At 37.5% G+C, this 26,661-nt stretch carries 25 protein-coding genes; 14 read left to right on the forward strand and 11 right to left on the reverse strand.

What is annotated here, in order from left to right; genetic code table 11:
- Positions 1–39: 39 nt before the first annotated feature.
- The 4 genes from hemW to AC5YGI_RS12460 form a co-directional block, all read right to left on the reverse strand.
- Positions 40–1,164, reverse strand: coding sequence for a radical SAM family heme chaperone HemW (gene hemW / locus AC5YGI_RS12445; RefSeq protein ID WP_496168505.1), 1,125 nt, complete (start codon positions 1,162–1,164; stop codon positions 40–42).
- Positions 1,165–1,215: 51 nt separating this feature from the next.
- The gene (locus AC5YGI_RS12450; RefSeq protein WP_110011724.1) at positions 1,216–2,166 is read right to left on the reverse strand and encodes a PorP/SprF family type IX secretion system membrane protein; all 951 of its coding nucleotides are present in this window, start codon (positions 2,164–2,166) and stop codon (positions 1,216–1,218) included.
- 51 nt (positions 2,167–2,217) lie between these two features.
- Positions 2,218–3,291, reverse strand: coding sequence for an RluA family pseudouridine synthase (locus tag AC5YGI_RS12455; protein ID WP_171006329.1), 1,074 nt, complete (start codon positions 3,289–3,291; stop codon positions 2,218–2,220).
- A gap of 73 nt (positions 3,292–3,364) precedes the next feature.
- Positions 3,365–4,447, reverse strand: a complete 1,083-nt coding sequence (locus AC5YGI_RS12460) for a PASTA domain-containing protein (protein WP_496168506.1) — start codon at positions 4,445–4,447, stop codon at positions 3,365–3,367.
- A gap of 156 nt (positions 4,448–4,603) precedes the next feature.
- Between AC5YGI_RS12460 and AC5YGI_RS12465 the strand changes: the two genes are divergently transcribed.
- The 3 genes from AC5YGI_RS12465 to AC5YGI_RS12475 all read left to right on the forward strand — a co-directional run bounded on the left by AC5YGI_RS12465 (position 4,604) and on the right by AC5YGI_RS12475 (position 6,886).
- On the forward strand, positions 4,604–5,587 hold the full coding sequence (locus AC5YGI_RS12465) for a D-alanine--D-alanine ligase (protein ID WP_496168507.1): 984 nt from the start codon (positions 4,604–4,606) through the stop codon (positions 5,585–5,587).
- 88 nt (positions 5,588–5,675) lie between these two features.
- Entirely contained in the window at positions 5,676–6,140 is a 465-nt protein-coding gene (gene coaD / locus AC5YGI_RS12470) for a pantetheine-phosphate adenylyltransferase (protein WP_047428484.1), read from the forward strand.
- 110 nt (positions 6,141–6,250) lie between these two features.
- On the forward strand, positions 6,251–6,886 hold the full coding sequence (locus tag AC5YGI_RS12475) for a trimeric intracellular cation channel family protein (protein WP_227942395.1): 636 nt from the start codon (positions 6,251–6,253) through the stop codon (positions 6,884–6,886).
- Between the two features lie 335 nt (positions 6,887–7,221).
- On the opposite strand, the gene AC5YGI_RS12480 is transcribed toward AC5YGI_RS12475, so the two are convergent.
- Both AC5YGI_RS12480 and AC5YGI_RS12485 read right to left on the reverse strand, forming a co-directional pair.
- Positions 7,222–7,791, reverse strand: a complete 570-nt coding sequence (locus tag AC5YGI_RS12480) for a DUF2892 domain-containing protein (protein ID WP_496168508.1) — start codon at positions 7,789–7,791, stop codon at positions 7,222–7,224.
- 147 nt (positions 7,792–7,938) lie between these two features.
- Positions 7,939–8,439, reverse strand: coding sequence for a dihydrofolate reductase (locus AC5YGI_RS12485; RefSeq protein WP_496168509.1), 501 nt, complete (start codon positions 8,437–8,439; stop codon positions 7,939–7,941).
- Positions 8,440–8,512: 73 nt separating this feature from the next.
- Here AC5YGI_RS12485 and AC5YGI_RS12490 point away from each other — a divergent pair, with 73 nt between their 5' ends.
- From AC5YGI_RS12490 to AC5YGI_RS12510, 5 genes are all read left to right on the forward strand, one after another.
- On the forward strand, positions 8,513–9,118 hold the full coding sequence (locus AC5YGI_RS12490; protein ID WP_034693337.1) for a LemA family protein: 606 nt from the start codon (positions 8,513–8,515) through the stop codon (positions 9,116–9,118).
- Positions 9,119–9,120: 2 nt separating this feature from the next.
- A complete protein-coding gene (locus AC5YGI_RS12495; RefSeq protein WP_227942397.1) occupies positions 9,121–9,549 on the forward strand; it encodes a TPM domain-containing protein in 429 nt (142 codons plus the stop codon).
- Positions 9,530–10,342, forward strand: a complete 813-nt coding sequence (locus AC5YGI_RS12500) for a TPM domain-containing protein (RefSeq protein ID WP_062675618.1) — start codon at positions 9,530–9,532, stop codon at positions 10,340–10,342. Before AC5YGI_RS12495 ends, AC5YGI_RS12500 begins: the two co-directional genes overlap by 20 nt.
- Positions 10,343–10,540: 198 nt before the next feature.
- Positions 10,541–11,062 (forward strand): NAD(P)H-dependent oxidoreductase, encoded by a 522-nt coding sequence (locus AC5YGI_RS12505; protein WP_330745249.1) that lies wholly within the window; start codon positions 10,541–10,543, stop codon positions 11,060–11,062.
- Positions 11,063–11,065: 3 nt separating this feature from the next.
- Positions 11,066–12,955, forward strand: a complete 1,890-nt coding sequence (locus AC5YGI_RS12510; protein WP_446106764.1) for a monovalent cation:proton antiporter-2 (CPA2) family protein — start codon at positions 11,066–11,068, stop codon at positions 12,953–12,955.
- 1 nt (position 12,956) lies between these two features.
- Here AC5YGI_RS12510 and AC5YGI_RS12515 read toward each other — a convergent pair whose 3' ends face one another.
- Positions 12,957–13,784: a GIN domain-containing protein gene (locus AC5YGI_RS12515; protein ID WP_496168510.1), complete on the reverse strand. Its 828-nt coding sequence runs from the start codon at positions 13,782–13,784 to the stop codon at positions 12,957–12,959.
- Between the two features lie 185 nt (positions 13,785–13,969).
- On the opposite strand from AC5YGI_RS12515, the gene AC5YGI_RS12520 reads away from it, so the two are divergent.
- Together AC5YGI_RS12520 and AC5YGI_RS12525 are read left to right on the forward strand one after the other, a co-directional pair.
- Positions 13,970–16,111, forward strand: a complete 2,142-nt coding sequence (locus AC5YGI_RS12520; RefSeq protein WP_454511531.1) for a M3 family metallopeptidase — start codon at positions 13,970–13,972, stop codon at positions 16,109–16,111.
- Positions 16,112–16,352: 241 nt separating this feature from the next.
- Positions 16,353–16,640, forward strand: coding sequence for a YchJ family protein (locus tag AC5YGI_RS12525; protein ID WP_496168511.1), 288 nt, complete (start codon positions 16,353–16,355; stop codon positions 16,638–16,640).
- A 297-nt stretch (positions 16,641–16,937) separates the two neighbouring features.
- Here AC5YGI_RS12525 and AC5YGI_RS12530 read toward each other — a convergent pair whose 3' ends face one another.
- Positions 16,938–17,438: an FKBP-type peptidyl-prolyl cis-trans isomerase gene (locus AC5YGI_RS12530; protein ID WP_330745244.1), complete on the reverse strand. Its 501-nt coding sequence runs from the start codon at positions 17,436–17,438 to the stop codon at positions 16,938–16,940.
- A gap of 146 nt (positions 17,439–17,584) precedes the next feature.
- Positions 17,585–17,833, reverse strand: coding sequence for a VF530 family protein (locus AC5YGI_RS12535; protein ID WP_114820949.1), 249 nt, complete (start codon positions 17,831–17,833; stop codon positions 17,585–17,587).
- A 121-nt stretch (positions 17,834–17,954) separates the two neighbouring features.
- On the opposite strand from AC5YGI_RS12535, the gene AC5YGI_RS12540 reads away from it, so the two are divergent.
- The 3 genes from AC5YGI_RS12540 to AC5YGI_RS12550 all read left to right on the forward strand — a co-directional run bounded on the left by AC5YGI_RS12540 (position 17,955) and on the right by AC5YGI_RS12550 (position 22,497).
- Positions 17,955–18,107, forward strand: coding sequence for a hypothetical protein (locus AC5YGI_RS12540; protein WP_171006328.1), 153 nt, complete (start codon positions 17,955–17,957; stop codon positions 18,105–18,107).
- Positions 18,108–18,252: 145 nt separating this feature from the next.
- Complete coding sequence (locus tag AC5YGI_RS12545; protein WP_496168513.1) at positions 18,253–19,458, forward strand: metallophosphoesterase family protein; 1,206 nt, start codon at positions 18,253–18,255, stop codon at positions 19,456–19,458.
- 3 nt (positions 19,459–19,461) lie between these two features.
- The gene (locus AC5YGI_RS12550) at positions 19,462–22,497 is read left to right on the forward strand and encodes an AAA family ATPase (RefSeq protein WP_496168514.1); all 3,036 of its coding nucleotides are present in this window, start codon (positions 19,462–19,464) and stop codon (positions 22,495–22,497) included.
- A 73-nt stretch (positions 22,498–22,570) separates the two neighbouring features.
- On the opposite strand, the gene AC5YGI_RS12555 is transcribed toward AC5YGI_RS12550, so the two are convergent.
- Complete coding sequence (locus AC5YGI_RS12555) at positions 22,571–23,596, reverse strand: LLM class flavin-dependent oxidoreductase (protein ID WP_330745241.1); 1,026 nt, start codon at positions 23,594–23,596, stop codon at positions 22,571–22,573.
- Positions 23,597–23,888: 292 nt separating this feature from the next.
- Here AC5YGI_RS12555 and AC5YGI_RS12560 point away from each other — a divergent pair, with 292 nt between their 5' ends.
- Complete coding sequence (locus tag AC5YGI_RS12560) at positions 23,889–24,263, forward strand: hypothetical protein (protein WP_330745240.1); 375 nt, start codon at positions 23,889–23,891, stop codon at positions 24,261–24,263.
- Positions 24,264–24,303: 40 nt separating this feature from the next.
- Here AC5YGI_RS12560 and AC5YGI_RS12565 read toward each other — a convergent pair whose 3' ends face one another.
- Positions 24,304–26,442 carry a S9 family peptidase gene (locus AC5YGI_RS12565; protein ID WP_496168515.1) on the reverse strand — a complete coding sequence of 713 codons (2,139 nt, stop codon included), beginning with the start codon at positions 26,440–26,442 and terminating at the stop codon, positions 24,304–24,306.
- Between the last annotated feature and the right edge of the window lie 219 nt (positions 26,443–26,661).

The raw sequence follows: 26,661 nt of genomic DNA on the forward strand, positions 1-26,661 counted from the left end.
AAATAGTGAATTTTATGGCATGCTGTATACATACAAACATTATACAATAAACAAATCTGAAGCAATTCCGTCTGCCATAAACCAATGTTTTTCAGGAATTTTTAAATGTTCATTCTCAATGATTAAAATACCTTCCTCCATTTTAGCTTTGATTTCTCTATGAAAATGTTCTAATAATCTCTCTGAAAATTTATTTTTTAAACTTTCCAGATCTACTCCCCAGATGGTTCGTAAGCCAATCATAATCATTTCATTAAACTGATCTTCCTGGGAAAGAATTTCTTCTTCTTTGGCAAGAAGTTTATCATTCAGTTTTTTGATGTACTGCTGATTATTGGCTATATTCCAGCTTCGGACATCAAATCCGTTATAGGAATGTGCTGATGGTCCTATTCCAAGATATTCATTGTATTTCCAGTAAGCAGAATTGTGTCGTGAGTAAAAACCGGGTTTGGCAAAATTGGAAACTTCATAATGTTCAAAACCATGATCTTTTAAAAAGTCGGATAGATAATAGAATTCCCTGTTTTGCTCTTCTTCCCGGGGACTTTTTACTTTCCCTTTGGAGATCCAGTTTTCCAAAGCCGTTTTGGGCTCAACCGTCAATGCATAAGATGAAATATGAGGAACTTCTAAAGCAATTGTTTTATTCAGATTTTCTTTCCAGATTTCAAGATTGGATGTGGGCGAACCATAGATCAGATCAATACTCAGGTTTTCAAAACCGAAATCCTGAGCCCGTTTGATAGAGCTTTCTGCTTCAGAAGCACTGTGAGCCCTGTTCATCAGTTTCAGATCTTCTTCAAAGAAGCTTTGTGTGCCGATGGACAATCTGTTTACAGGTGTTCCGGCAAGCTGTTTTAAAAAATTTTTATCCAGATCATCGGGGTTGGCTTCCAGAGTAACTTCTATATCTTTTTCAAAACTGAAATATCGTAATACTTCGTCTATTAAAGAACTAATTTCATCCGCAGAAAGAATAGAAGGAGTTCCCCCCCCGAAATACAGGGATTTCAGGTTTTTGTTCTGTAATTCATCTTTTCTTAGCAGTATTTCAGTTTTCATGGCACGAAGCATTTCATCCTTGAAATTCAGGGATGTTGAAAAATGAAAGTTACAATAGCTGCATTTTTGTTTACAGAACGGGATGTGAATATATATCATAAAAAAAGCTCTGAAAAATTTCAGAGCTCAAATTTATTTAAATTAAATTAATTAGTATCTAAATCCTCTAGCATTAATAAAGTTGTCGAAGTTATATCCAAGACCGATCATGAAGCTGTTTCCTCCATAGCTTTGGATATCAGATAATCCAAGGTTATACGTAGCTCCGATCATGAATTTGTTGAATCTTACTTTTACAATTGGAGAGATACTCAGGTCCTGATTGTCAAATCTGTTCTGAACCGTTCTGTAGCTTACCCCGAAAGAGAATGCGTTGATATCGTTAGAGAATGTCGCCATCAGGTTCCAGTCGATCATTCTAGTTGAGTTTGTGTTAAGGTTGATCAATGCTGACGGTGCAATGGTAATATTATCAGCAATGTTCCAGTTGTATCCTAAATTTAAGAAGAATTTAATTGGAGAAGGCTCGTAGTTGTTTACGATAGAGGCATCATTACTTAACGCGATATCATTTACGGAAACACCCCCGAATAATCCTCTGTAGGTAGCAGCCAAACCGAAGTTGGCATACACCATGAAGATGTTGCTTTCTTCACCTCTCAATAATGGGTCACCCCCTTCTTCAGTATTGATTTTTGAATAATCAAAATTCATGTTATAGAAGTTAACACTTGTACCGAAAGAGAACTGGTCTTTTCTGTCTCCTTCACTACTTAGCGGAATAAAATATGAAGCACCAGCCGTGATACCACCCGCAGAGATCGGTCCGTTACTGTCTCTGAACACGGAAATACCAGCACCTACTCTATCAAAGATATTCGCATTGATCCCGATTGACTGTACATTCGGAGAATTACTGAATTTTGAAAATTGTTGTTGATAATTGGCGTTGAGCTGTACGTAATCTGTTTTTCCGTATTGAGCTGGGTTGAACAGGAACTCACCATCCAAAAGATATTGCTGATAGTATGGTAGTGATTCTTGTGCTTTGTATGCATTTGACAAAAGAGCTAAACATACGATAGCATATAGTTTTCTCATAACAAATCTTGATTTCAATTCAACAAATATAAAAAAAATCTCAATATATTTTTAGTTTTCCAAATAATTTCTCCATTTTTTTACAGCATCCGCCATATCTTTGGGCATTGGGCTCTCAAAATATAATTCCTTCTTTGTTGTTGGGTGTATAAATCCAAGGGTATGGGCATGTAAGGCATGTCTTGGCAAAATTTCAAAAACATTTTTAATAAATTGCTTGTATTTGGGAAGATTTACCCCTCTCAAAGGTGTATGTCCCTCATACCTTTCATCATTAAACAAAGTATGGCCGATATGTCTGAAATGTGCTCTGATCTGATGGGTTCTCCCCGTCTCCAGCTTACATTCTACCCAGGTCATATATTTGAATCTCTCAAGGACTTTATAATGGGTCACAGCGTGTTTCCCCTGACTGCCGTCTTCATAAACGGACATCTGCATTCTGTTTTTAGGATGTCTTCCGATGTGGCCTCTGATGGTCCCCTCATCATCCTGCATATTTCCCCACACAAAAGCCCAGTACAGTCTCTTTGTAGTTCTGTTAAAGAACTGTTTGGCAAGGAAGCTCAATGCATATTCATTCTTCGCAATCACCAACAGCCCTGATGTATCTTTATCAATCCTGTGTACAAGCCCTACTCTGTCAAGATCGGATTTCTCCCCGTTCTTTTCAAAATGGAAAGCCAGTGCGTTCACCAGTGTTCCGTCCCAGTTTCCAAATCCTGGGTGTACCACCATTCCTGCTTCCTTATCCACTACAACAAGATCATCATCTTCATAAACAATATTCACCGGAATATCCTGTGGAATAATGACATTTTCTCTTGGAGGGTGCGTAAGCAAAACTGAAATCTGATCTCCCGGTTTCACCCGGTAATTCTGTTTCACCGCAGTTCCATTCACGATAACATTTCCGGCTCTGCAGGTCTGTGAAATTTTATTCCTTGAAGAATTCTGTCTGTATATTAAAAGGAACTTATCAATTCTTAATGGTTCCTGTTTACTGTCAACAGTGATATTAAGATGTTCATACAAACCTTTATTTTCCTCGTCAATATCGATGTTTTCGATACTGTTGGAATCTAATAATTCTTCATCTAAAAAATCTTCGTTATCTTCTGACATTGTTTTATATTTTTTACACAAAAGGCCTCAACATTTTGCAGTTGAAGCCTGTATTTTTGATATTAATCTGATTTTATTCTACGACAACCTTCTTAGCTTTCGGCTTTTGTGAAGGCTGCTGAGTGGTTGTTGCAGCCGGCTTGGCTGTACTTCCTGCTGCAGAGGTAGTGGTGGAAGTTTTAGGCTTCTCTGTACTTTGGGCTGCAGGTTTAGAAGTGGTAGTCTGAGGTTTTGGAGTCTCAGTTTTCGGTACTTCAGGTTTTGGAGTTTCTCTTCTAGGAACTGGTACTACCGGAGCTTCATAACTTGGCTCACTATGTACTTCTTCATATCGTACCGGAGGAAGTGAAGTATCTACTTTCATACGATAGATAGAATTCAGCTGCTCTACTTTAGCTCTTAATTCGGCAGGAGTCCTCTTACTTGCCCAAAGATCGATCTGCATTCCCTGATCACGAACATCGCCGGAAGCAGGATCCTGATAATAGATAATATCAGACTCATCTTTACCTCCATCTTCATGCTCTACCAATCCTACTTCAAACATACTTTTGGTAATGACAGCTCTTGCTTCTTTTACTGTAAGTCCCACAACATTAGGAATAGAGATATTTCTCATCGGCCCGGACCCCACTACTACATCAATAGTAGAGAATCTTGGTAAACGGGTACCCGGATTTACCGCATTTCCTTTATATAATATTCTTAAAAGAGCATCTTTCTGAATACTAGGCTCATAAATCGTATCCCCGATTTTAAGGCCTACCTGATCCAGTCTCTGGAATGCCAGTCCTGAATATTTATTGATTACATTCGGAACCGCAATAGGAGCCCATGTTCTCGGATTTACTTTTAGCGTTACCGTTCTTCCGTCTTTTACACGGGAACCTGGCGCAGGATATACCTGCAATACCTGGAATGGTCTGTATTTAGGATCATAATTGGCACTGTCTACTTCATATTCCAGCCCTGTATCATCTAATATTTTAACGGCATCATGCACCGATTTATTTACAATATTGGGAACAGGAATTTCCTGACCGTGATTAGTATGGTACTCCAACCAGCGAAATGTAAGCCATACAAGCCCCACGAAAACACCGATGGCTACTACTAAATTCAGTAAAACTTTCCAATTGAAAAGTGATTTAAGCATACTTAAAAATACTTTAATTATAACCGCAAATATAGCTAATAATTTTAGAATGGACTTTTTATTTAACACAATTCATTTTTGATTTTAAAATTTGCCGATTTCCCATATTGCATTGCATAAAATGATTAAATTTGCCTTAATTGATACTATATGGTTATGAATAAAAAAAGTGTTGCCGTAGTAATGGGAGGCTATTCCGATGAATATGTTGTTTCCTTAAAAAGCGGACAATTGATTTATGATTCTCTGGACAGAAATCTCTATGATGTATATAAGGTAGTAGTCCTTAAAGATGAATGGTATTTTTTAGGGGAAAATGACACAAAATATGCCATCAACAGAGGAGATTTTTCTGTGACTTTAGATAATGGTGAAAACTTAAAATTTGATGTTTGTTTCAATATCATCCACGGAACTCCGGGAGAAAACGGAATTCTTCAGGCATATTGGGATGCTATTGGACAAAAATATACAGGCTGCGATTTTTATCAGAGTGCTCTTACTTTCAATAAAAAAGACACTCTTGCCGTATTATCAAAATACGGAATTCCTTCTGCTAAAAGTATTTATTTAAGAAAAGGGGAAGACATCAATGTGGATGAAATTGTAGCAGAACTGAATCTCCCACTATTTGTAAAACCTAACCAGTCCGGTTCTTCTCTGGGAATTTCAAAAGTAAAGGAAAAATCAGAACTTATTGCTGCCACTGAAATTGCATTCAAGGAAGATGACGAAATCCTGATCGAAAGTTTTCTGGATGGAATGGAAGTTTCCGTAGGCGTTATTGATTTTAAAGGAGAAACCATTGTTCTGGGAATTACAGAAATTGTTCCTACCAATGAATTCTTCGATTACGAGGCAAAATATGAAGGTGCTTCTGAAGAAATTACACCGGCAAGAATTGACGAGGAAACCACAAAAAGAGTGGAAGAAATTGCTAAAAGAGCTTATAATTCATTAGGAATGAGTGGTTTTTCCAGAAGTGAATACATTCTGATGAACGGAATTCCTTATATGCTTGAAATGAATACCAATCCGGGATTCTCTCCCACAAGTATTCTTCCTCAACAGGCAAGACATTATGGAATTTCCATCATGGATCTTTGTGGAAATGAAGTTGAAAAAGCACTTAATAAATAATAAGAAGTTAGAGATTAGAGGTTAGAAGTTAGACATTGAATACACTTTTAACAAATAATTCACTACTCAAAATCATAACTCGTACAACATGAAAATTGCTGTTTTCCCTGGGTCTTTTGACCCGATTACACTAGGACATTACGACATTATAGAAAGAGCGGCACCGCTATTTGATAAATTAATCATTGCTATAGGGCAAAATTCTCAGAAAAAATATATGTTCCCTCTTGAAAAAAGAATGGAATTTATCCAGAACTCTGTAGCAGAATTTCCCAATGTGGAAGTAGATTATTTTGAAGGACTTACCGTTGATTATTGTTTTGAAAAAAACGCACAATACATCATCAGAGGCCTGAGAAACCCGGCTGATTTCGAGTTTGAAAAAGCAATTGCCCATACCAACAGAACTTTAGCCCACAAAAAACTGGAAACCGTATTCTTACTGACTTCTTCAGGAAAATCTTTCATCAGCAGCAGTATAGTAAGAGAGATCCTTAACCATGGAGGTGAATACGAACTATTGGTTCCTGAATCCGTGAGGGTGGAGAGATAAAAAAATATAATTGATGAGCGATAAATGATAATTGATATAATGGTCAAGAATTTGCTTAAGCAGAAATCATTCATCAATTATCATTTATCAACAATCATTTATAATTATATATGCACGAACAGTTCAATTTTGCGATAGAAGTCCTTGGGACCATTGCCTTTTCCATGTCCGGAAGTTTTGCAGCAATGCAGAAACGGCTTGATCCGTTCGGAGTGCTTATTATTGCATTTGTAACCTCTGTAGGAGGAGGAACTGTAAGAGACCTCTTACTGGATATCCCTGTATTCTGGATGCATGATATTCTGATGTGTACCCTGATTCTGGTGACGAGTATTTTTTCAATGGTGTTCAAATCTCTTGAAAAGAATTTTAAAGTCACTTTATTTATCTTCGACAGCTTCGGGCTTGGTTTGTTCACCATAATCGGTGTACAAAAAGGATTAAATGCAGGAATTCATCCGATGATCTGTATTGCATTAGGAACCATAACCGGCTGTTTCGGAGGGATTATACGGGATATATTGCTCAACAGGATTCCATTGATTTTCAGAAAGGAAATTTATGCTACGGCATGTATCGTGGGAGGAGCAGCATTTTTACTGATGACCAGATACACTACGCTTTCTTATACTTTCATACAGATCTTCACTATTTTACTGATCGTTGCCATTCGAACATTTGCTGTAAAATACCACTGGCAGATACCTAAATTTTACGGCTATGATCATAATAATTCGGAAATGTAATTTAAACGTCATTACTGTCCAATGAAAATTTTAAATACATTGACAGTATCAATATTGATGACTCCTCTGAAGCTTTATTTTTACGGAGATGTCATTTTTTTCTGCAACAGTAGATCACGACGGGATCAAATCCAGCTCCAATGGGAGCCAACTGTTAATAGAATGTATTTGTTTTAAAATCATAGCTCCGGAGGAGCGACCTGTTAATTATTTTTAAATAAATCGGACAACAATATTTAAAAGTATTTATTTACCCAAAAGAAACTTTTAATTCCAAAAATAAAAAACAAAAAGTCCTGAAAAATTCAGGACTTTTATAGTATATGTTAGGATGACTAGAAGAATTTTCCTCTGTTTCTCATATTCGGGTTATGCATATGCTTCTGCATGGTTGGCATTTTCAGCTGCTCTTTCATCATTTTAATCTGATCCGTCATCATTCCGGCACTATCCAGTCTTTTTGCTTCCTCAAGTAACTTCTGCCCTTCCTGCTTTCTTCCTTTGGAAATAGCTGCAGCAGCAAGATTTAAAGTAGCCATTGCTCTGTCGTGTTTCATATTCAAACCATATTCCAATGCTTTTTTCATGAAAGGCTCTACTTTCGCAGGGTGATCCTGAGCTTGTGTCAATCCTGATAAATAGTGGAAATATCCATATTGAGTCTTATGAAGCTGTGTTTTATAATCTGTAATTTTAGACAGCCATTCTCCGGCTTTCTCCATATTTTGTTTTCTCAATTGCCAGAATGCCAAAAGAATATATTCATTCTTAAAGAATAGTAAGATGGGAAATGCAACCAAAAGAAAAACAACAATACCCCATCCCAGATTTCTTGTGAAAATCATCATATAAAGTCCTAACAGGATAAGAAGTGCTGCTACTGCAATTTTTATGTATTTATTCATTATTAAATTTTAGAAGTGCAAAGATAATAAATTTAGAGCTTAAAGTTCAAAAAGTCAATGGTGAATGGTCAATTCGCTGCGCTTGTTAGTTTTGTAACTGCGGAAAATTCACGATTCACTTTGCGAAGCAAAATTGACTATTGATATCTAATCTTCTTTTTTGATTTTTTCAAACGTCTGGAAACAGAAATCATAACCGTTCTTTTCGTCTTTTTCATGGCAGATTTCGTTGGTCATTTTCCAGATTTTCGGATCTATTTTCGGAAAGAATGTATCAGCCTGATGAAGATCTGCTTTCACCAACGTCACTTCTAGTCTGTCCACAACATCCATGGTCTGTTCATATATATTTCCACCACCGATTACAAAAACGTCTTCATCAATCTTCCTGGCAAATTTCAATGCTTCCTTGATGCTTCCTACAATAAGGATTCCTTCTTCAAACCAGTCTTTCTTTCTTGACACAACAATGTTGGTACGGTTTGGAAGGGCTTTCCCAATACTTTCGTATGTTTTTCTTCCCATAATAACCGGATGCCCTGAAGTAATCTCTTTAAAATGTTTCAAATCTTTGGGAAGATGCCAAAGCAACTGGTTTTCAAAACCAATTTCATTTTTCTCTCCCATTGCCACCACTATTGTTGTCATTCAAATAATTTTTTACAAAATTAGCACATAATTTGTATATTTGGTTAGCACAAAAAATTTAAAAAAATAAACTATGAAAAATAAAGGATGTCTGGGCGCAGGAACCATTGGTATTGCCCTTCTTATTATTGTTGCAATTCTATTCTTCTGGGGAAAAAGCGGATATAACAGTTTTGTCAACAAAGAACAGACAGTAAATGCAAAATGGTCTAATGTAGAGACTGTTTATCAGAAAAGAGCCAACCTTATTCCTAACCTGGAAAGAACCGTAAAATCGTATTCAAAATTTGAGCAGGAAACTTTAACTCAAGTTGTGGAAGCCCGTTCCAAGGCGACTTCTATCAATATTGACCCTACGAATATGACCGAAGCTGATCTGGCTAAATTCCAGGCAGCACAAGGAGAATTATCGGGTGCATTAAGCAGATTGATGGCCGTGGTGGAATCTTATCCTAACCTGAAAGCAGACCAGCAGTATATCAACTTCCAGAGAGAATACACTGCTATTGAAAACAGTATCAGAACGGAAACGGTTTACTATAATGATGCGGCAAAGGATTATAATACTTCCATCAAGACTTTCCCGAATAATATTCTGGCGAATTTCACCAACTTCAAAGAAAAACCTTATTTCAAAGCTGACGCAGGCGCTCAGAAAGCTCCTGAAGTATTCAAATAATAATGGGTAATTTCCTTACAAATCAACAGATCGCTTCCCTTGTGGAAGCGATTCAGTCTGCGGAAGATCATTCTACGGGAGAGATCAGAGTGCATATTGATTCCAATACGGAAAACCGTGATGCCAAGACTGCATTTGAAGTTTTTAAAAAACTGGCTATGGATAAGACAGCCGACAGAAATGCGGTGCTTTTTCATGTCAATTTCGAACAAAAATATCTTACTATCATTGGAGATACCGGGATTCATGAAAAAGTAAAACAGTCGTACTGGGATCATCTTCACGATTATATCACTGCTGAATTTGCCAAAGGAAATTATTATCAGGCTCTGAAAAGTGCTATCCTGGAAACAGGACTTGAACTCAAAAAACATTTTCCTGTAGAAGGAGAAAACCCAAACCAACTTCCAAATGAAATTACGTTCTCTTAAAATAGTATTTTCATTTTTACTGCTCTGCTTTTACACTTTTGTATCAGCACAATATACCATTCCTGAAAAGCCAGCAGTGCTTTATCCTGTTTTTGATGAAGCCGGATTACTTTCCCAGCAGGAAAAAGATGCGCTTAATCATAAACTGATCAAGTTTGCAGATTCTACATCAACTGAAATTGAAGTGGTAATCATCCGCTCTACCAAAGGAGAAGATGTAAATTTTCTGGCTACCATGTTTGGTGAAAAATGGAAAATCGGAAAAAAAGGAGTAGACAACGGAGTGGTTTTCCTTATCGCAACAGAAGACAGAACGATGTCTATCCAACAGGGGCGTGCCGTAGAGCAATACCTTACCGCTTCAGTAGCTGGACAAATCTTAGATTACATCGTCACCCCAAATTTCAAAAAAGGACTGTGGTATGAAGGGATCAATGGTGGAACCTCAGCGATTATGGAGGCTGTTGAGGGAAAATTCAAACCTGTAGCCACAACAGCTCCTTCCGGCAACGGAAGTGCCTTTAAAGTTCTTATCATTGCTTTTATTATTTTCATCATCATTGCTATCCTGTTTGGCAACAGAGGTGGCGGACGTGGTGGAAATAATGACGACGATGATGATGTGATTATCACCAGAAGAGGACGCAGAAATTATCCTGGCGGTTTCTTCCCGTTCCCGGGCAGCTTCGGAGGAGGTGGCTTTGGCGGTGGAAGTTCCGGAGGCGGAGGTGGATTCGGAGGCTTCGGCGGTGGTGGAAGCTTTGGTGGCGGTGGCGCATCCGGAGGCTGGTAAATTAACAAGTCAATTTAAAATTTATATAGAAATCAGATCGTGATGATCTGATTTTTTTATTTAAAAACCTAAAATAATACTGATTCTTTAACTTTTATTAATGTTAATTTGATATTTAGATAGTAAAAAATTAATAAAACCTCATAAAAACCACCTTTTATTCAATATTTTTTCACTATATTTACTGAAAACAGGATTATGAAGAAGACGCTGGTAGTATTTGCACACCCCTATCTGGAGCACTCCAATTCGAATGTAGAGCTCATCAATTTCTACGTTCGCCACCAGCATTATACCCTGAGAGATCTTTACGAAGAATATCCTGACTTTCATATCGCAGCTTTCCGGGAAAGGAAACGCCTTAAAAACTATGAACGTTTTATCTTCCAGTTTCCCCTGATATGGTTCGGAATGCCTCCTCTTCTCAGATTATGGATTGATGAAGTTTTCGACAGAGACTGGCTGAAAGACGGCGAACATAATCCGCTCGAAGGAAAAGAAGTCTATATTCTGGTAACCACAGGCGGAAAAGAAAGGTCTTTCAGCAAAACCGGCACTTATCAATATACCATAGATGAACTCATCAGCGGGCTTATTGTTTCATTAAAAGTTTTTAAAGCAGATATTAAGCATATCAAAATCGTATACGAAGCCAATAAGCTCTCTAAAAAAGAAATTATTTTACATAAAAAAGAATTTACAGAACTACTCAATCAATAGCATATGGAATCCAGCTTAGCGATGAACACATTAATTTTCCTCGGTGTAGCCATTATTATGGTTCCATTAGCCAGGAAATTAGGGTTGAGTTCTGTCATCGGTTATATTTTAGGAGGAATTATCATAGGTCCTTACGTCCTTAAACTTACAGGAAACAATGTCAATGACATTATGCATGCCAGCGAGTTTGGAGTGATCATGCTTTTGTTTTTGGTAGGTCTGGAATTGGAGCCCCGGAAGTTCTGGGAAATGCGAAAGAAAATAATGGGTCTTGGACTTTCTCAGATGGCCCTTACCATTCTTCTGCTTTTCCTGGTATTCACAAGCGTAGGCTGGAGAGTAGACAAAGCGATTGCTATTGCCATGTGTTTTGCGCTGTCTTCTACCGCTATTGTTCTGCAGACTTTACAGGAAAAAAATAATCTCAAAACCACCGCCGGAGAAGCTTCATTTTCCACGCTTCTGTTTCAGGATATTTCAGTAATTCCTATTTTGGCGATATTACCTATTCTGGCTAATTATAAGGCCAAACATCATGACAATGAAATTCAGATTCTGATTCAAAAACTCCCAGAATGGCTTCAGGCCGGAACGGTTATTTTCGGGGTAGCATTATTGATTTTACTCGGCAGATATGTATTTGTTCCATTTCTGCGCTATGTTTCAAAATCAGGAATGTCAGAACTATTGACTGCTTCTTCGTTATTTCTGGTTATTGGAGTTTCGGAGCTGATGGTTGTGATTGGTCTTTCTCCGGCATTAGGAGCTTTCCTGGCAGGGGTAATGCTTGCCAACAGTGAATTCCGTCATGAGCTGGAAGCACAGATTGACCCGTTCAAAGGCTTGCTTTTAGCTGTTTTCTTTGTGAGTGTAGGGTCTACCATTAATTTTAATATTATCCAGCAAGATCCCTTATTTATCTTCAGTACTGTTTTTGCCGTGCTGGCTGTAAAATTTGTGGTTTTATACACCATTGGAAAATTTTTCAGGATAGATACTCCCCAAAGTCTCTTCTATGCCTTTGCCCTTTCTCAGGTTGGAGAATTTGCATTTGTACTGCTTAATTATGCATCGGATCTTTATCTTTTAGGGCCGGAGATGAATGCACAGATGATGGCTGTTACGGCAATTACCATGTGTATCACTCCTATATTGCTTATTATTAATGATAAATTTATCACTCCGAAATTCATTAAAGAAATTCCAGAGGAAGAACATGATTATAATATTCTCGACAGCGATGTTGCTCAAAAGAAAATTATTATTGTTGGTTTCGGGCATTTCGGAAGTACCGTGGGACGTCTTTTAAAAGCCAATAAAATATCAGCTACCGTTTTGGACCGGGATTCTGACCGTGTGAAACTGCTTAGAAGTTATGGTTTTAAAGTATATTATGGTGACGCAACGAGGATTCCTATTTTAAGAGCGGCAGGAATTGAAGATGCTGAAATTCTCGTTTTATGTCTGGATGATCCGGATGATAATAAGTTTATTGCAGAACTTGTCCGTGAACATTATCCCAATGTGAAAATTTTTGTAAGGGCAAAAAACAGGATTGATGCTTATGATTATCTGAACAGCGGAGTCAATCATATTTACCGGGAAACATTAGGAACTGCAGTGGATATGGCTGTGGACGTACTTCATGAAACGGGAATGAGAAAATACGCAGCAAGACGTCTTGGGCAAAGATTTATGGCAATTGATAAAGCGTCAATCCGGAAGCTGGCAAAAATGAAGGAGAATAATGAAGATATTACGCTTTTTACCACAAAAGAAATCCTCCAGCGTGAGGAGGAATTATTAGCTTATGATAATCTTAATTTTGAAAATAAAAACTGGGAAGGTTCCTCATCCGCAGATGAAGAAGATGAGGAAGAAACCCAGGATTAATTTATTGGATGTTTACGCTTCCACCGCTGCTTTCGTCTTTTATCACGCTCTTAAGCTCTCCTTTTTTCGAGATATCCACACTTCCACCGGATGAAGCCCCTGCTTTCACACTTGAGACAGCACTTATGTGAACACTTGCCCCACTGGAAGCATCTGCTTCCACGTCATCAGCAATGACATTTTTAGCGGAAACACTGCTTCCTGAAGAAGCACTCACGTCTACTTTTTTTGCTTTACCGGAAAGATCAAGAGTTGATCCTGATGAAGATTCAATATCTAGGTTTACTGCCCATATTTTCCCATCGAAACTACTGCTGCTGCTTACATTGATATCCATATCATTAGCTTCAAGGTCTCCGGAAATACTTCCTGCACTTGATGCTTCAATATCTGTTTTCTCCTGGGTAAATTTATCTTTTACAATAATTCTTGCTGCTGAATCGGCAAGGAGTTTTTTAAAGTCTTTTGCATAAATCTTCGCTGTCACTTTACTGATATTCATCACTCTGATCCCTGGCTTATAATGAATGTGCAGTTTCCCGCCATCATTATCCACCAGAATTTCATCAATGATACTTTGAGGGGCTGAGATTTCAACTTTCTCAGTCTCAGATTTTATAATTTCTGCTTCAATGGCCTGTGAAACCTGAATTTCATCAAAATCACCATTAAATTCCTTATGCTGTATCGGGCCGCTTTCTTTGCTCACTATTTTCTCTACCCAATTACTTTTGTCTCCTTCACGGTCTCTGTTTCTGTTCTCATGTTTATCATTACATGAGGCTAAAGCCACTAAGGCTGAAAAAATAAATAAAGTACTTGTTTTCATGCTTATTCCTTTTGTTAATTTTTTTATTGATTTCTTTATTTAAATAACAACTAATTTATAAAAAATATTACATTACATTTGAAAATACTGTAAATACCACAAAGGGCTTAAAGAAATACATCCGCCGAAATATGTTCTATGATACAAGTTTTTAATATCTTTATGCTTTAATAACAACTATATTTATGAAGAATATTTCATCGGTATTATTAATTTCTGCCTTGGCGTTCAATCAATCTTGTACTACAATGAAACAGACCGATATTCAACAGGAGCTACCTGCACCTGACCCCTCTTTAGCTTCCAATCCTTTTATGAAGAAGAGTAAGCTTCAATACGAAGCTCCGGAGTTTGACAAAATCAAAAACGAACACTTCAAACCAGCTTTTAATTATGGTTTAAAGCAACATGAAGCTGAAATTATAAAAATTGCCAATAATCCGGCTGCCCCTACTTTTGAAAATACCATCGTTGCATTGGAAAAAAGTGGTGAAGTACTGAGAAGAGCACAAATTGTGTTTTCAAATCTTACCAGCGCGAACACAAACCCTACTTTACAGGCTCTGGATGAAGAATATGCCCCTATTTTTGCTGCCCATTCTGACAAACTGTACCTGAATGAAAATCTTTTCAAAAGAATACAATCCATCAAAGAAGATGGTCTGGATTCTGAAAGCAAAAGACTTTTACAATATTATAAGCAGAATTTTGAAATCGCGGGAGCAAACCTTTCCGCAGCGGATAAAGAAAAATTAAAACAGCTCAATCAGGAACTGGCTTCTCTTTCTACTCAATATGCCAACAAATTACTGGAAGCAAGAAAGCAGGGAGGCGTATTTTTCTCTGATGCGAAAGAACTGGAAGGACTTTCTGCTGATGAAATTGCAGCTGCTGCAGCTGATGCCAAAACGGCAGGACAACCCGGAAAATATCTTCTGGCTTTACAGAATACAACACAGCAGCCTCTTTTACAAAATTTAAAAAACAGAGCAACCAGAGAAAAGCTATTTAAGGCTTCATGGACAAGAGCTGAGAAAGGAGATGCTAATGACACAAGATCAACGATAGAGCAGCTTGCTAAACTAAGATTGAAGAAAGCACAGATTTTAGGCAAGAAAAACTTCGCTGAATGGAAACTTCAGGATCAGATGGCAAAAACACCTGAAGCAGCTACTAAACTGATGAACCAGATTGCTACTCCGGCAGTAGAAACGGCAAGACGTGAAGCAAAAGATATTCAGGATCTTATTGATCAGCAGAAAGGAGGTTTTAAAGTAGAACCGTGGGACTGGAATTTCTATGCTGAACAGGTAAGAAAAGCAAAATTTGACCTTGATGAAAGTGAAATAAAACCTTATTTTGAAATCACAACCGTGCTTGAAAAAGGAGTTTTCTTTGCTGCTGAAAAATTCTACGGGCTGACTTTCAAAAAGAGAACAGACCTTCCGGTTTATCATCCGGACGTGGTAACGTATGAAGTTTTCGATCATGATGGAAAATCTATTGCCATTTACTATCTGGATTTCTATACAAGGGATTCTAAAAACGGTGGTGCATGGATGAGTAATTTTGTAGAACAGTCTTATTTATTAGGAACAAAACCTGTAATCGTGAACTGTTACAATTACCAGAAACCCGCTCCGGGGAAACCTTCATTAATCAGTTATGATGATGTTTCAACTATCTTCCATGAATTTGGTCACTCTATTCACGGAATGTTTGCCAGCCAGAAATATCCTTCACTTTCAGGAACAAATGTACCGAGAGACTTCGTGGAATTCCCATCCCAGATTAATGAGCACTGGGCTTTAGATCCGGTTGTTCTGAAGAATTATGCTGTACATTATGAAACAAAACAGCCTATTCCGCAGGCTTTGGTAGATAAAATCAAAAAGGCAGCTACATTCAATCAGGGTTATATGACTACAGAATTGGTTTCGGCTGCTGAACTTGATATGGATTGGCATACGGTAAGCAATGAAAATCAGTTCATTCCTGTTTTGGACTTTGAAAAGCAGTCTTTAGCCAGCCATGGATTTAATCTGGCAACAGTTCCGCCAAGGTATCACACGCCTTATTTCGCCCACATCTGGGGAGGTGGATATTCTGCAGGATACTATGCTTATTTATGGTCTGAAACATTGGATAACGATGCATGGGAATGGATCAGTAAAAACGGAGGATTAACCAGAGAAAACGGTGACCGTTTTAGAAAGTATATTCTTTCCGTAGGAAATTCTGTAGATCTGAACCAGGCATTCAGAGACTTCACAGGACACGATCCGGATATCAAACCTTTATTGAGAAACAGAGGGTTTATTAAATAAATCAAGGGAAGCATTCTTTAATCAGAGTGCTTCTTTTTTATACCTATCTGTGATAAATAAAATTTTCTATGTTTCGGCTAAAGCCGGTGGATTTTTGTTTATTTATTTTGAACGGGCTAAAGCCCGTTTCTATTGAATATAGAACAATTCAACATATTAATTCCATTATAAAATTCAAATAGGCAGAAGTCGTTTCTATTGATATTGATTACTTTTGCATTCAAAATTTAAAATACAATATATGAACTGTCCATGCTGTTCAGGAAAATCATACGAAGAATGCTGCAAGCCTTATCATTCCGGAGAAAAACATGCTCCTACCGCTGAAGCTCTGATGCGTTCAAGATTCTCCGCTTTTGCCATTCCGAATGGTGAATACCTGATGGAGACTACCCTTCCGGGAAAAAGAAAATACCACAATAAGAAAGATCTTCAGGAATGGGGAGAAATCAACCAATGGACAAAACTGGAAATCATCCGTACTCCGGCTTTAAATCATGTGGAATTTAAGGCTTATTATACCGATTAGGACGGGCATCCGCAAGTTCATCATGAGTTTTCTGTTTTTCAGAAGATGCACGAACGCTGGTATTATGTTTCCGGGGAGTTTTTGGATGAGGAAACGGATTGAGAAAATATAATGGAGTGATGCTTTGCGTATAGAACCACCCCGTCAAAAATTCTTTGAATTTTCGCCGCCCCTCCACAGGGGAATGCCAAGCAATCAATACCTGTTATAACCTTATCAATAAAAATGAGCCACAGGATTATCTGTGGCTCATTTTCTTATCTGAAACATGTCCGAAAAAATCGGGCATTTATTTTTTTAGTGAGCTTCGTTTCCGTCAATTCCGTGAGCATGACCATGTGCCAACTCTTCTTCAGTTGCCGGACGAGTGTTTAAAACTTCCACCTGGAAATCTAAAACTTTACCCGCCATTGGGTGGTTAAGGTCTGCTACTACAACTTCCGGAGTAATTTCTACTACAAAAGCCTGGAAATTATTCCCCTGATTGTCTGATAAAGGAAGAATAGCTCCTACTGGTGGAAGTCCGGATTCCTTGAACATTTCCACTGGTAACTGTGCAATAGCATCAGGCTGTCTTTCACCGTAAGCTTCTTCAGGCTGAATTACGAAAGCCGCTTTATCTCCAGCTTTTAAACCTAAGATATTTTGTTCAAATTTTGGAATCATCATTCCCACACCATACAAAAATGTAAGTGGATTTTCTGTTGTCGTTTCTTCTACAAGAATCTTACTTCCATCTGGTTCGATCGTATGAAGTATATACTTTACAGCTACAACGTGATTGTTTTCGATTGTCATATTTTTTCTTTTTTTCGTGATTTTCTTTCACGATTAATCATACAAATATACTCTTTTTGAAATGATTCAGTGAGCCTGGAGGCTGGAGGTTGGAAGAAGGAAGCTATGAAAGGCATAAAGAAATGGAGATCTTCTTTTTACAGCCTTTATTTTTTTCTACTTTCGTCTCTCTTTTTTTGTCTTAGCATAAAGAGATACAGGCTCTCGACTTTTGTTCTTGCCCATGGTGTTTTCCGTAGAAATTTCAGGGAAGAACTTATGCTGGGGTTATCTGTAAAACATTTTATATTGATCTGTTCGCCCAGCCTTTCAAAACCTTGATAATATTCTACCAGTTCTTCCAGGATAGCATCAAGTCTTTTTCCGTGTAAAGGATCTTTGGACTGCTGTTCCATCTTTTTTTTGCAAAATTAACTGATTATAAGTTTATATGGAAATCTACACCTCTTCTTCCCTTTTTGTTTCTTATTTTTGAAGAAGCTATTCCTTACCAATAAAAATTATCCGTTACAAAACATGAGCAAAAACAACGAAGCGAACAGGAAGAAAAATAAAAAGAAAATTGATCAGAAAAAACGTAAAATCCAAAATGCAGAAGCTGAAAGAAAAGCAAGGTTAAAACAAATCCGGGAAGATTTCAAAGCAAGAGAAGCTGACAATAAGCTATAATTGTCTTGATCCGAAGTAAGGGAAACCTCATTTTTTTAAATTAAGTATTCTCTATCTTTACATTGTAATAACATCAAAATAATTCTCTGCGAAACAACTTGAAAATTACGCTGCAAATACTCTTTTTAATTCTCAAATTTACATTATGAAAATCCTCCACACTGCCGACTGGCATTTGGGTAAACGCCTCGACCGTTTTTCAAGACTTGAAGAACAGGTTTTGGTGATGAATGAAATTGTTCAGATGGCTGATGAACAAAACGTTGATATGGTTTTAATTGCCGGTGATCTTTTCGATAATTTTAATCCCAGTGTAGAGGCTGCTGAACTTTTTTATAAAACATTAAAACGTTTATCCCTGAACGGAAAACGTCCTGTAATTGCTATTTCCGGTAATCATGATTCGCCCAGCTTAATCAATGCTCCCGATCCTCTGGCAAGAGAGTGCGGAATTATTTTAATCGGCCATCCCAAAGCGGAAATTGTGCCTTTCGGTACGGAACATTTTAGTATCATCAACTCGAAAGAAGGTTTTATAGAACTGAAAATTGATAGGATCAACTTTCCGGTAAGAATTCTTCACACACCTTTTGCAAATGAAATCCGGTTAAAGGAATACTTTGGTGAAAATAAAGAAGAAGAAATTAACAAAGTTCTTGCACAGGAATGGAAAAATCTTGCGGATCAGTTCTGTGATGATACCGGAGTCAATCTTCTGACAGCTCATTTATACATGAATAAAAGAGGTGCGGCAATTCTCGAGGAACCGGAAGGAGAAAAACCAATTAAGATAGGAAATGCAGATCTGATTTTTTCGGACAGTATTCCTGAGCAGGTTCAGTATACCGCACTCGGTCACCTTCATGGTTTTCAGAATGTAGGAACGAAGGAAAAACCTGTGATTTATTCATCCTCTCCTCTGTGCTACAGTTTCAGTGAAGCGGGACAGGCGAAGTATGTTTCCATTATTGACGCAGAACCTGGAAAAACAGTTTCCTACGAGAAGAAACTTTTGAAAAGCGGGAGAGCTTTAGTCCGAAAAACATTTACCGCCATTGATGATGCTGTTCAGTGGCTGGGTGAAAATCCCAATACATTTATTGAACTTACGCTGGAAAGTGAGACTTTTTTAACGGCAGACGAAAGAAGATTAATCTACCAGTCTCACAACGGAATTGTACACCTTATCCCCAAAATAAAAAATCTGGAATTGGCAGAAAATCAAAACCAGCAGATCAATTTAAGTCAGGATATTGATATTTTATTCAAGGATTATTTTAAATCCAAAAACGGCGGGCAGGAAGCCAATGAAGAACTGATGAATTTGTTTAACGAAATTTTAAATGCATAAGCCATGATCCCTGTTCAATTAACTATCGAAGGACTTTACTCGTACCGGAAACGCCAGACCATTGATTTCAGAAATCTCACTGAGGCGGGTCTGTTTGGGATTTTCGGGGCTGTGGGTTCCGGAAAATCATCAGTTCTTGAGGCCATTTCGTTTGCTTTATATGGTGAAACGGAACGTCTGAATATGCGTGATAAAAGGGCTTATAACATGATGAATTTAAAATCAAACAGTTCATATATTGAATTTGATTTTATCAATTATGAGAATAAACTGTTCCGTGCTTCCCGTGATTTTAAGAGAAATTCAAAAAAGTTCGAAGAGGTAAAACCTAATGCTGTTACTTTTTATGAAAACATCAATGGCAAATGGATTCCTTTGGATCACTCGAATGCAGAAGCTATTATTGGGTTAAGCTATTCCAACTTCAAAAGAACCATCATTATTCCGCAGGGACAGTTCAAAGAATTCCTTGAATTGGGTGCTGCAGAAAGAACGAACATGATGAAGGAAATTTTTAACCTTCAGAAATTTGACCTTCAGAACAATGTTTCTGCACTCAATGTAAAAAACAGATCTGAACTGGATCAGCTGGAAGGACAGTTAAAAGGTTTCGAAGAAATCAATGAAGAGAAAATCCGGATTCAGAAAGAGCTGCTTGCAGAGGAACAAAAAAAACTCTCCGAATCCAATGAAAAACTGGAAAAGGTTTCCCAGACCTATCAACAGCTGAAAAACCTGAAAAGTGACTTTGACAGTTTACAGCAGAATAAAGAAAAGTTCGGTAAACTCTCTGAAGAAAAGCCTCAGATGGATGCTCTGGAAATACAGGCAGAATTATACGACAGGACTTTCAGAATTTTCAACCCTTTGATTATTGAGAAAAATAAACTCTCAAAAGAAATTGCTTCAAAACGAAACGAAAAGGAACAACAAATCAAAGACTGGCAGGAAACTGAAAAGGTTTTTAATACTGTAAAAGAACAGCTCATGGTCCTTGAACCACAGTTTAAAGCCTTAGAGCAATCCAGAATTCAGGAAAATGATTTGAACCTTATCATTCAGATCCTGAAATTTTCTGAAGAAATTAAGATCCTGAATGAAAGAACCCGGAAAGGTTCTGAAAAAGTAAAAGAAGTAAATCTTAATAAAGAGAAAATTCAAAAGACTATTGATGAGCTTTCCGCACAAATTAAAACCTTAAAAGAACAAAAACTGGATTCTGCCCTGCTTTCTGAAGTGGGCAACTGGTTTATTCAACAAAAGAATTTAAAAAAATCGCTTCAGGAACAAGCTGAAAAGATCGGGAAACATCAAAAGCAGATCGGAGAAATTACAGAAGAATTAAAGCCTTTTGTTTATACCAAAAATTATAAAGAAGATTTCAGAATCAGAAAAGAAATCTTAGAGACTCAAAAAAAGGAACTTTCCCATAAACTGGATCATCTCAAAATACAAAAAGAACTTTCCCGTTTTGCCAGTGAACTTCATGACGGAGAAAACTGCCCGCTCTGTGGTTCTAAAGAACATCCGCATATTGTGGAATTTCATGATGTAAATACTGAACTACAGGAAATTCAGGAGAAAATAGCATCGCTTGAACAGGAAGGAACAGGACTTCAAAAGCAGGAGGCTGAAATTGACAAGATTCTGGACCGTAAAAAGATCTTTGAGGAACAGCTTCTTTCGGAACAAAAGATACTGCTGCAGATTCAGAAGGATATTGAAAATCATCTGCTGAATTTCACCTGGAAACAATTTGCTTCCAACCAGGAAGAGGAATTTGAGAAAAAACGCTCAGACTCGTTTACGCTGGAAAAAAAGATTGAAGAAACGGAACGGAATATCGCTTTAGCAAGGGAAAATTTTGACAGAGAATCCAAAACACTGGAAAAATATAAAAGTGCTCTGGAAGCTTTCCGTCTGGAAGAAGTTTCGAAGCAGGAGCAAATTAATATCAGCCGTTCCGGTCTTAAAATTCTCGAATGGGATCTGTATGCTCAAAAGGAAATAAAAGAAATTGAAGAATCGTATCAGAAGCTTGCTTATTCTAATAAAGAGATTGAAGAAAATTACCTGAAAACTGTAGAACAGGAAAAAATTCTTTCTCCGAAACTGGCAGAGCAAAAGGCTATTGTAAGCCAATCTGAAAAGCAGATTACAGAGCTGGAGAAGGAAATTTCAGGGAATGAAGAGGCTGTTGTCAAAGCATTGGCTGATCAAAATTTCACAGAATTTAAAGACGTTGAGCATATTTTACTTCAGGAGATTAATGTTCAGCTGGTGAGAGCCAGAGTTCAGAATTTCAGGATTGAATTCGAAGCTTTAAAGAAATTCATCGGAGAGCTGGAGTTAAAACTAAAAGGACTTTCGTTCAATAACGAACAGTTTTCTATCGCTGAACAGCAGTTCACCGAAGCACAAACCGAACAAAAGCAGATTAGTGATTCTGTAGTCACAAAAACGGCTGAAATAGACCGTCTGGAAAAGGAATTTGTAAAAAAAGAAGAACTTCTGAAAGAACTGGCAAAGCTTCAGAAACGTTCCGAAAATTTAAAAATCATGATGAACCTGTTTAAAGGAGCAGGCTTTGTACAATATGTTTCATCTATTTATCTGAGACAGCTTTGCGATCATGCCAATGTACGTTTTCACCGCATGACAAGAAACCAGTTGAGTCTTCAGCTGAATGAAAATAACGATTTTGAAATCATCGATTACCTCAACGAAGGAAAAAGCAGAAGTGTAAAAACGCTTTCCGGAGGGCAGGCATTTCAGGTATCTTTAAGTCTGGCTCTGGCTCTTGCAGAAAGTGTTCAGGCCAATGCGCAGGCCGATAAAAATTTCTTCTTTATTGATGAAGGTTTCGGAACTCAGGATACGGAATCTGTGAATATCGTATTTGAAACGCTCACCAATCTGATAAAAGAAAACAGGATTGTAGGAATTATTTCGCACGTGGAAGAACTGAAAGAGAAAATTCCAACAGCGCTCAACATTATTAAAGACGAAGAAAGAGGAAGTCTGATTGAGATTGTTTAATACTATATTTAAAACAACAAAAGCCACAAAAGAAACAAGTCTTTGTGGCTTTCACACCTCACAAACTTCCCTGTTACAGTCCTTTTATAACAGGTTTCACTTCATTACCAAACAATTCTATGGATTTCATCATCACATCATGAGCAGGATCTCCTACATCCATGTGTCCGATAAACCTTGTAATTCCGAAAATCTCTTTCATATAAGCAATCTTATCTGCTACTTCGGCCGGACTTCCGATAAATAATGCACCGTCTTTACTTCTTCCGCCATCATACTGTGCTTTTGTGTAAGGTGCCCAACCTCTGGAAGCTCCAATTCTGTCCATCTGGGATTTATAATTATGGAAATAACCATCTACTACTTTTTGATCATCACTTACAAAAGTATGCGAATGGATTGCGATCTGCATCTTTGAAACATCATGTCCCGCTTTTTGGTATTCCTGTTTATAAAACTCGATCAGATTTCTGAATTGGACAGGCATTCCTCCAATAATAGCTACCACTAAAGGCATTCCAAGCTGCGCTGCACTCAAAACAGACTGCGGAGTTCCTCCAACGGCTCTCCAGATGGAAAGTTTTCCGTCATTTTTTGCTCTTGGGTATACCGTTTGATTCTGCATCGGTGCACGAAGTTTTCCAGACCAGCTTACGTTTTCCTCAGCATTGATTTTTAATAATAATTCTAATTTTTCGTCAAATAACTGCTCATAATCATTCAGTGAATAGCCATACAAAGGAAATGACTCGATGAAACTTCCACGTCCCACAAATATCTCTGCTCTTCCGTCTGAAATAAGATCCAATGTTGAAAAATCCTCATACACTTTTACCGGCTCCGAAGAACTCAAAACAGTAACGCCACTGGCCAGTTTTATATTTTTTGTAATGCTTGCTGCTGCTGCCAAAACAATCTCCGGAGAGGAAACGGCATAATCCGGACGGTGATGTTCTCCCATAGCAAAAACATCAATTCCTACCTCATCCATCAATTTTACCTGATCCAGTATTTCACGGATCTTAATTCCTGCATCTCTATATTTTCCGGTTGACTGGTCTAAAGCCAGATCTCCGAACATTCCTATTCCTAATTCCATATTGTTGATTTTAGTGATACAAAGTTACCACTATGGAAAACCAAAAACATTGATGTTTGTTAAGATCCATCCATAAGATTCTATAAGGTGTGGTAAAAGAAACTCTGGACAACAATATAATTAATCAACAAAATATAATGTTTTTAAAAAAATAATTTCATCTTTTTTAAAACATTTAAAATTAATTCACACTAATCAATTTTAATCATTTAAATTATTCATTATCAGTAATTTAACAACAAAATACATGGAATTTATTTGTACATTTGTCATGTAATTAAAAATTCAAATAATGAAAAAGTACATTGTAATGGTATGCCTTTCTTTAGCAGGCATATTTAAAGCTCAAACAGCAAAAGAATTAGTAGGAAAATGGCAACTTGTAGAAACTGTAATTAATAACCAGCCGCAAGATATAAAATCCGTTTTTGGCAGTGACCAGATATTTCAGACGTTCAGTCAAGATTTTGGTTTTGAATCTACAGTTGGAAAAAGTACCAACAAAGGTAAATGGGAACTAACGAAGGACAATAATGAACAGATTCTTAACATAACCGTTGGAAAAAATACAACTCGTTTAAAAGTGGATTATTTTGATCAGAATAAAAGAACCATTTCATTTGTTAACAATGGAAACAACATGTCACTGACATATAAGAAAATCTAAGAGAATTAATAACGAAAAAACCAGCCTTTGGCTGGTTTTTTTATTTCTTAAGATTCTGATCAAAATAATCCGTGATTTTCTGCATCAGGTGAACTCTGTCTTTCCCGATCACATTATGCGGATGTCCCGGATAAGTAAAGTAGTCCAGCTGAACTCCGTTATCAACAGCAGATTTGATGAATTTAATAGAATGCTGCCATACGACTACGTCATCCTGTGCACCGTGAATCATCAGTAATTTTCCTTTCAGGTTCTGAACTTTATCCAATAGATTTGCAGCCGCATAACCTTGTGGATTTTCCTGCGGAGTATCCATATATCTTTCTCCGTACATGATCTCGTACATGCTCCAGTCGATTACAGGTCCTCCTGCTACACCCACTTTGAATACATCCGGCTTACGAAGCATGAAACTTGTCGTCATAAATCCTCCGAAGCTCCATCCATGAATTCCCATTTTATCTCCATCTACATAAGGAAGAGATTTTAAGTAGTCTACTCCTTTCATCTGATCGTTCATTTCTGTAGTTCCCAGGTTTCTGAATACAGCCTGCTCAAACTTCATTCCACGGTTAGAAGAACCTCTTCCGTCCATTGTGAAGATGATGTATCCGTTCTGAGCCATATATTCATACCAAAGATTTCCTGAAGCCGGGAAGCTGTTCGTGATCAGCTGTAAGTGTGGTCCGTTGTACAGATAAACAATAGTCGGATATTTTTTGTTCGGATCAAAATTGGTTGGAAGGATAATCTTTCCATACAAAGGAGTTCCGTCATCTGCCTTTAACTCTACATTTTTAATTTCAGGTCTCTGATAATTCTTTAATGGATTCTCAGAAGTAAGGATATTGGTCGTTTTTAAATTCGCTGTATTGATAATGTTGGCAACTCTCGGTGAATTCGCATTACTGTAAGCGTCATACAGATAATTTCCGTCGCTGCTTAACGTCCCTATGTGCATCCCTTCTCCACTGTCCAGCCTTTGCATCTTAAAGTTGGTCCAGTTAATTTTATACAAATGTCTTTCTAAAGGAGTTTCTTTTGTTGAGGCGAAATAAATTTCCTTTTTCTTTTCATTAAATCCTAAAATATCTGTTACCAGCCAATCCCCTTTTGTAATTTGAGCTACCAGTCCTTTTTCAAGGCTGTAGTGGAACAGGTGGTTGTATCCAGTTCTCTGGCTCTGCCAGATAAAGTCCGTATTAGAATTCGGGAAGAAAGTAAGCGGGTGCTGCGGCTCCACATATTTGCTGTCTGTTTCTTCAAATAATGTTTTTACCAATTCTCCTGTAACAGCATCATACTGATTCATTTTCATATGATTCTGGCCTCTGTTTAGAACCCCTACAAAGATATATTTTGAATCCGGGCTCCATGTAACCGCTGTCAGATACTGGTCTTTTTCGCCCTCCACTTTTAAGAAAGTGGTAGATTGGGTTTTAAGGTTGAAAACGCCTAATGTCACCTGATGAGAAGTCTGACCTGCCATCGGATATTTGATATTGTGGTTTACAGCAGGTGTTACAGACCAATCGATGATCGGGTAATCTGCCACCATGCTCTGATCCATTTTATAGAAAGCTACACTCTCAGAATTCGGAGCAGGAAAAATTCCGGTATCAATTCCGAATTCATTTCTGTGAACAGCCTGTCCGCTGATAATATTCTCATTGGTCTCGTTGGTTACAGCAATGGTTTTCCCGTTTCTGTTGACAAATAAATTATTCTTTGCTGTGAAAGCAAAAGTCTGACCATCATTAAACATTTTTACGTTGGCAGCATTCTGATCAATTGCAGCTGTACTTTTTACTTTCCAGTCGTTTCCTGATTTTTCAATCCACGACATTTTACCTTCTGTAGTAAAGTATCCTTTAGAATTCCCTATAAATTTGATTGCGGGAACAGCTTTAAGCTTATCAGCGGAAAGGTTTCTGTTCAGCTGACTCAAGGAGATCAGGGTATCCTGTTTGTTGGTCTTCAAATCTGTGATCAGATAACCGCCTTTCACCGCCTGGATATAAGATTTTCCGTCTGCAGCCCATGAAAACTGAGAGATATTTTTCACAGCAAGGTTGGTTCTCATCCCATTTACAGCCTCCGCCATGGTAAACTTCTGGGTCTGGGCAAATGCCGAACTGCCTAAAACCAGCATCAATAAAGAAAATTTATGTAATTTCATTGTATAAAATTGAATCCTCCAAAAATAAGAAATAAAAATCATTCGTTAAGAAATGTTAAATTAAAACATTCATAAAATGGAATTCATGCATTCAAAGGAAATATTCCTTAACTTAAGAGTAGAATTTTTTAAAGGAGATTAGAATAAGTCAATTGTGAACTGTCAATCCGCTGCACTTGTCATTTGGATGCTGGAATCAATTCACCATTCATTTGCGAA

The organism is Chryseobacterium sp. CS3K3.1 (genome assembly GCF_059515165.1).

Excerpts from the sequence above, each read along its gene's own strand:
- hemW (WP_496168505.1), bottom strand. The coding sequence starts at position 1,164 with ATGATATATATTCACATCCCGTTCTGTAAACAAAAATGCAGCTATTGT.
- AC5YGI_RS12450 (WP_110011724.1), bottom strand. The coding sequence starts at position 2,166 with ATGAGAAAACTATATGCTATCGTATGTTTAGCTCTTTTGTCAAATGCA.
- AC5YGI_RS12455 (WP_171006329.1), bottom strand. The coding sequence starts at position 3,291 with ATGTCAGAAGATAACGAAGATTTTTTAGATGAAGAATTATTAGATTCC.
- AC5YGI_RS12460 (WP_496168506.1), bottom strand. The coding sequence starts at position 4,447 with ATGCTTAAATCACTTTTCAATTGGAAAGTTTTACTGAATTTAGTAGTA.
- AC5YGI_RS12465 (WP_496168507.1), top strand. The coding sequence starts at position 4,604 with ATGAATAAAAAAAGTGTTGCCGTAGTAATGGGAGGCTATTCCGATGAA.
- coaD (WP_047428484.1), top strand. The coding sequence starts at position 5,676 with ATGAAAATTGCTGTTTTCCCTGGGTCTTTTGACCCGATTACACTAGGA.
- AC5YGI_RS12475 (WP_227942395.1), top strand. The coding sequence starts at position 6,251 with ATGCACGAACAGTTCAATTTTGCGATAGAAGTCCTTGGGACCATTGCC.
- AC5YGI_RS12480 (WP_496168508.1), bottom strand. The coding sequence starts at position 7,791 with ATGAATAAATACATAAAAATTGCAGTAGCAGCACTTCTTATCCTGTTA.
- AC5YGI_RS12485 (WP_496168509.1), bottom strand. The coding sequence starts at position 8,439 with ATGACAACAATAGTGGTGGCAATGGGAGAGAAAAATGAAATTGGTTTT.
- AC5YGI_RS12490 (WP_034693337.1), top strand. The coding sequence starts at position 8,513 with ATGAAAAATAAAGGATGTCTGGGCGCAGGAACCATTGGTATTGCCCTT.
- AC5YGI_RS12495 (WP_227942397.1), top strand. The coding sequence starts at position 9,121 with ATGGGTAATTTCCTTACAAATCAACAGATCGCTTCCCTTGTGGAAGCG.
- AC5YGI_RS12500 (WP_062675618.1), top strand. The coding sequence starts at position 9,530 with ATGAAATTACGTTCTCTTAAAATAGTATTTTCATTTTTACTGCTCTGC.
- AC5YGI_RS12505 (WP_330745249.1), top strand. The coding sequence starts at position 10,541 with ATGAAGAAGACGCTGGTAGTATTTGCACACCCCTATCTGGAGCACTCC.
- AC5YGI_RS12510 (WP_446106764.1), top strand. The coding sequence starts at position 11,066 with ATGGAATCCAGCTTAGCGATGAACACATTAATTTTCCTCGGTGTAGCC.
- AC5YGI_RS12515 (WP_496168510.1), bottom strand. The coding sequence starts at position 13,784 with ATGAAAACAAGTACTTTATTTATTTTTTCAGCCTTAGTGGCTTTAGCC.
- AC5YGI_RS12520 (WP_454511531.1), top strand. The coding sequence starts at position 13,970 with ATGAAGAATATTTCATCGGTATTATTAATTTCTGCCTTGGCGTTCAAT.
- AC5YGI_RS12525 (WP_496168511.1), top strand. The coding sequence starts at position 16,353 with ATGAACTGTCCATGCTGTTCAGGAAAATCATACGAAGAATGCTGCAAG.
- AC5YGI_RS12530 (WP_330745244.1), bottom strand. The coding sequence starts at position 17,438 with ATGACAATCGAAAACAATCACGTTGTAGCTGTAAAGTATATACTTCAT.
- AC5YGI_RS12535 (WP_114820949.1), bottom strand. The coding sequence starts at position 17,833 with ATGGAACAGCAGTCCAAAGATCCTTTACACGGAAAAAGACTTGATGCT.
- AC5YGI_RS12540 (WP_171006328.1), top strand. The coding sequence starts at position 17,955 with ATGAGCAAAAACAACGAAGCGAACAGGAAGAAAAATAAAAAGAAAATT.
- AC5YGI_RS12545 (WP_496168513.1), top strand. The coding sequence starts at position 18,253 with ATGAAAATCCTCCACACTGCCGACTGGCATTTGGGTAAACGCCTCGAC.
- AC5YGI_RS12550 (WP_496168514.1), top strand. The coding sequence starts at position 19,462 with ATGATCCCTGTTCAATTAACTATCGAAGGACTTTACTCGTACCGGAAA.
- AC5YGI_RS12555 (WP_330745241.1), bottom strand. The coding sequence starts at position 23,596 with ATGGAATTAGGAATAGGAATGTTCGGAGATCTGGCTTTAGACCAGTCA.
- AC5YGI_RS12560 (WP_330745240.1), top strand. The coding sequence starts at position 23,889 with ATGAAAAAGTACATTGTAATGGTATGCCTTTCTTTAGCAGGCATATTT.
- AC5YGI_RS12565 (WP_496168515.1), bottom strand. The coding sequence starts at position 26,442 with ATGAAATTACATAAATTTTCTTTATTGATGCTGGTTTTAGGCAGTTCG.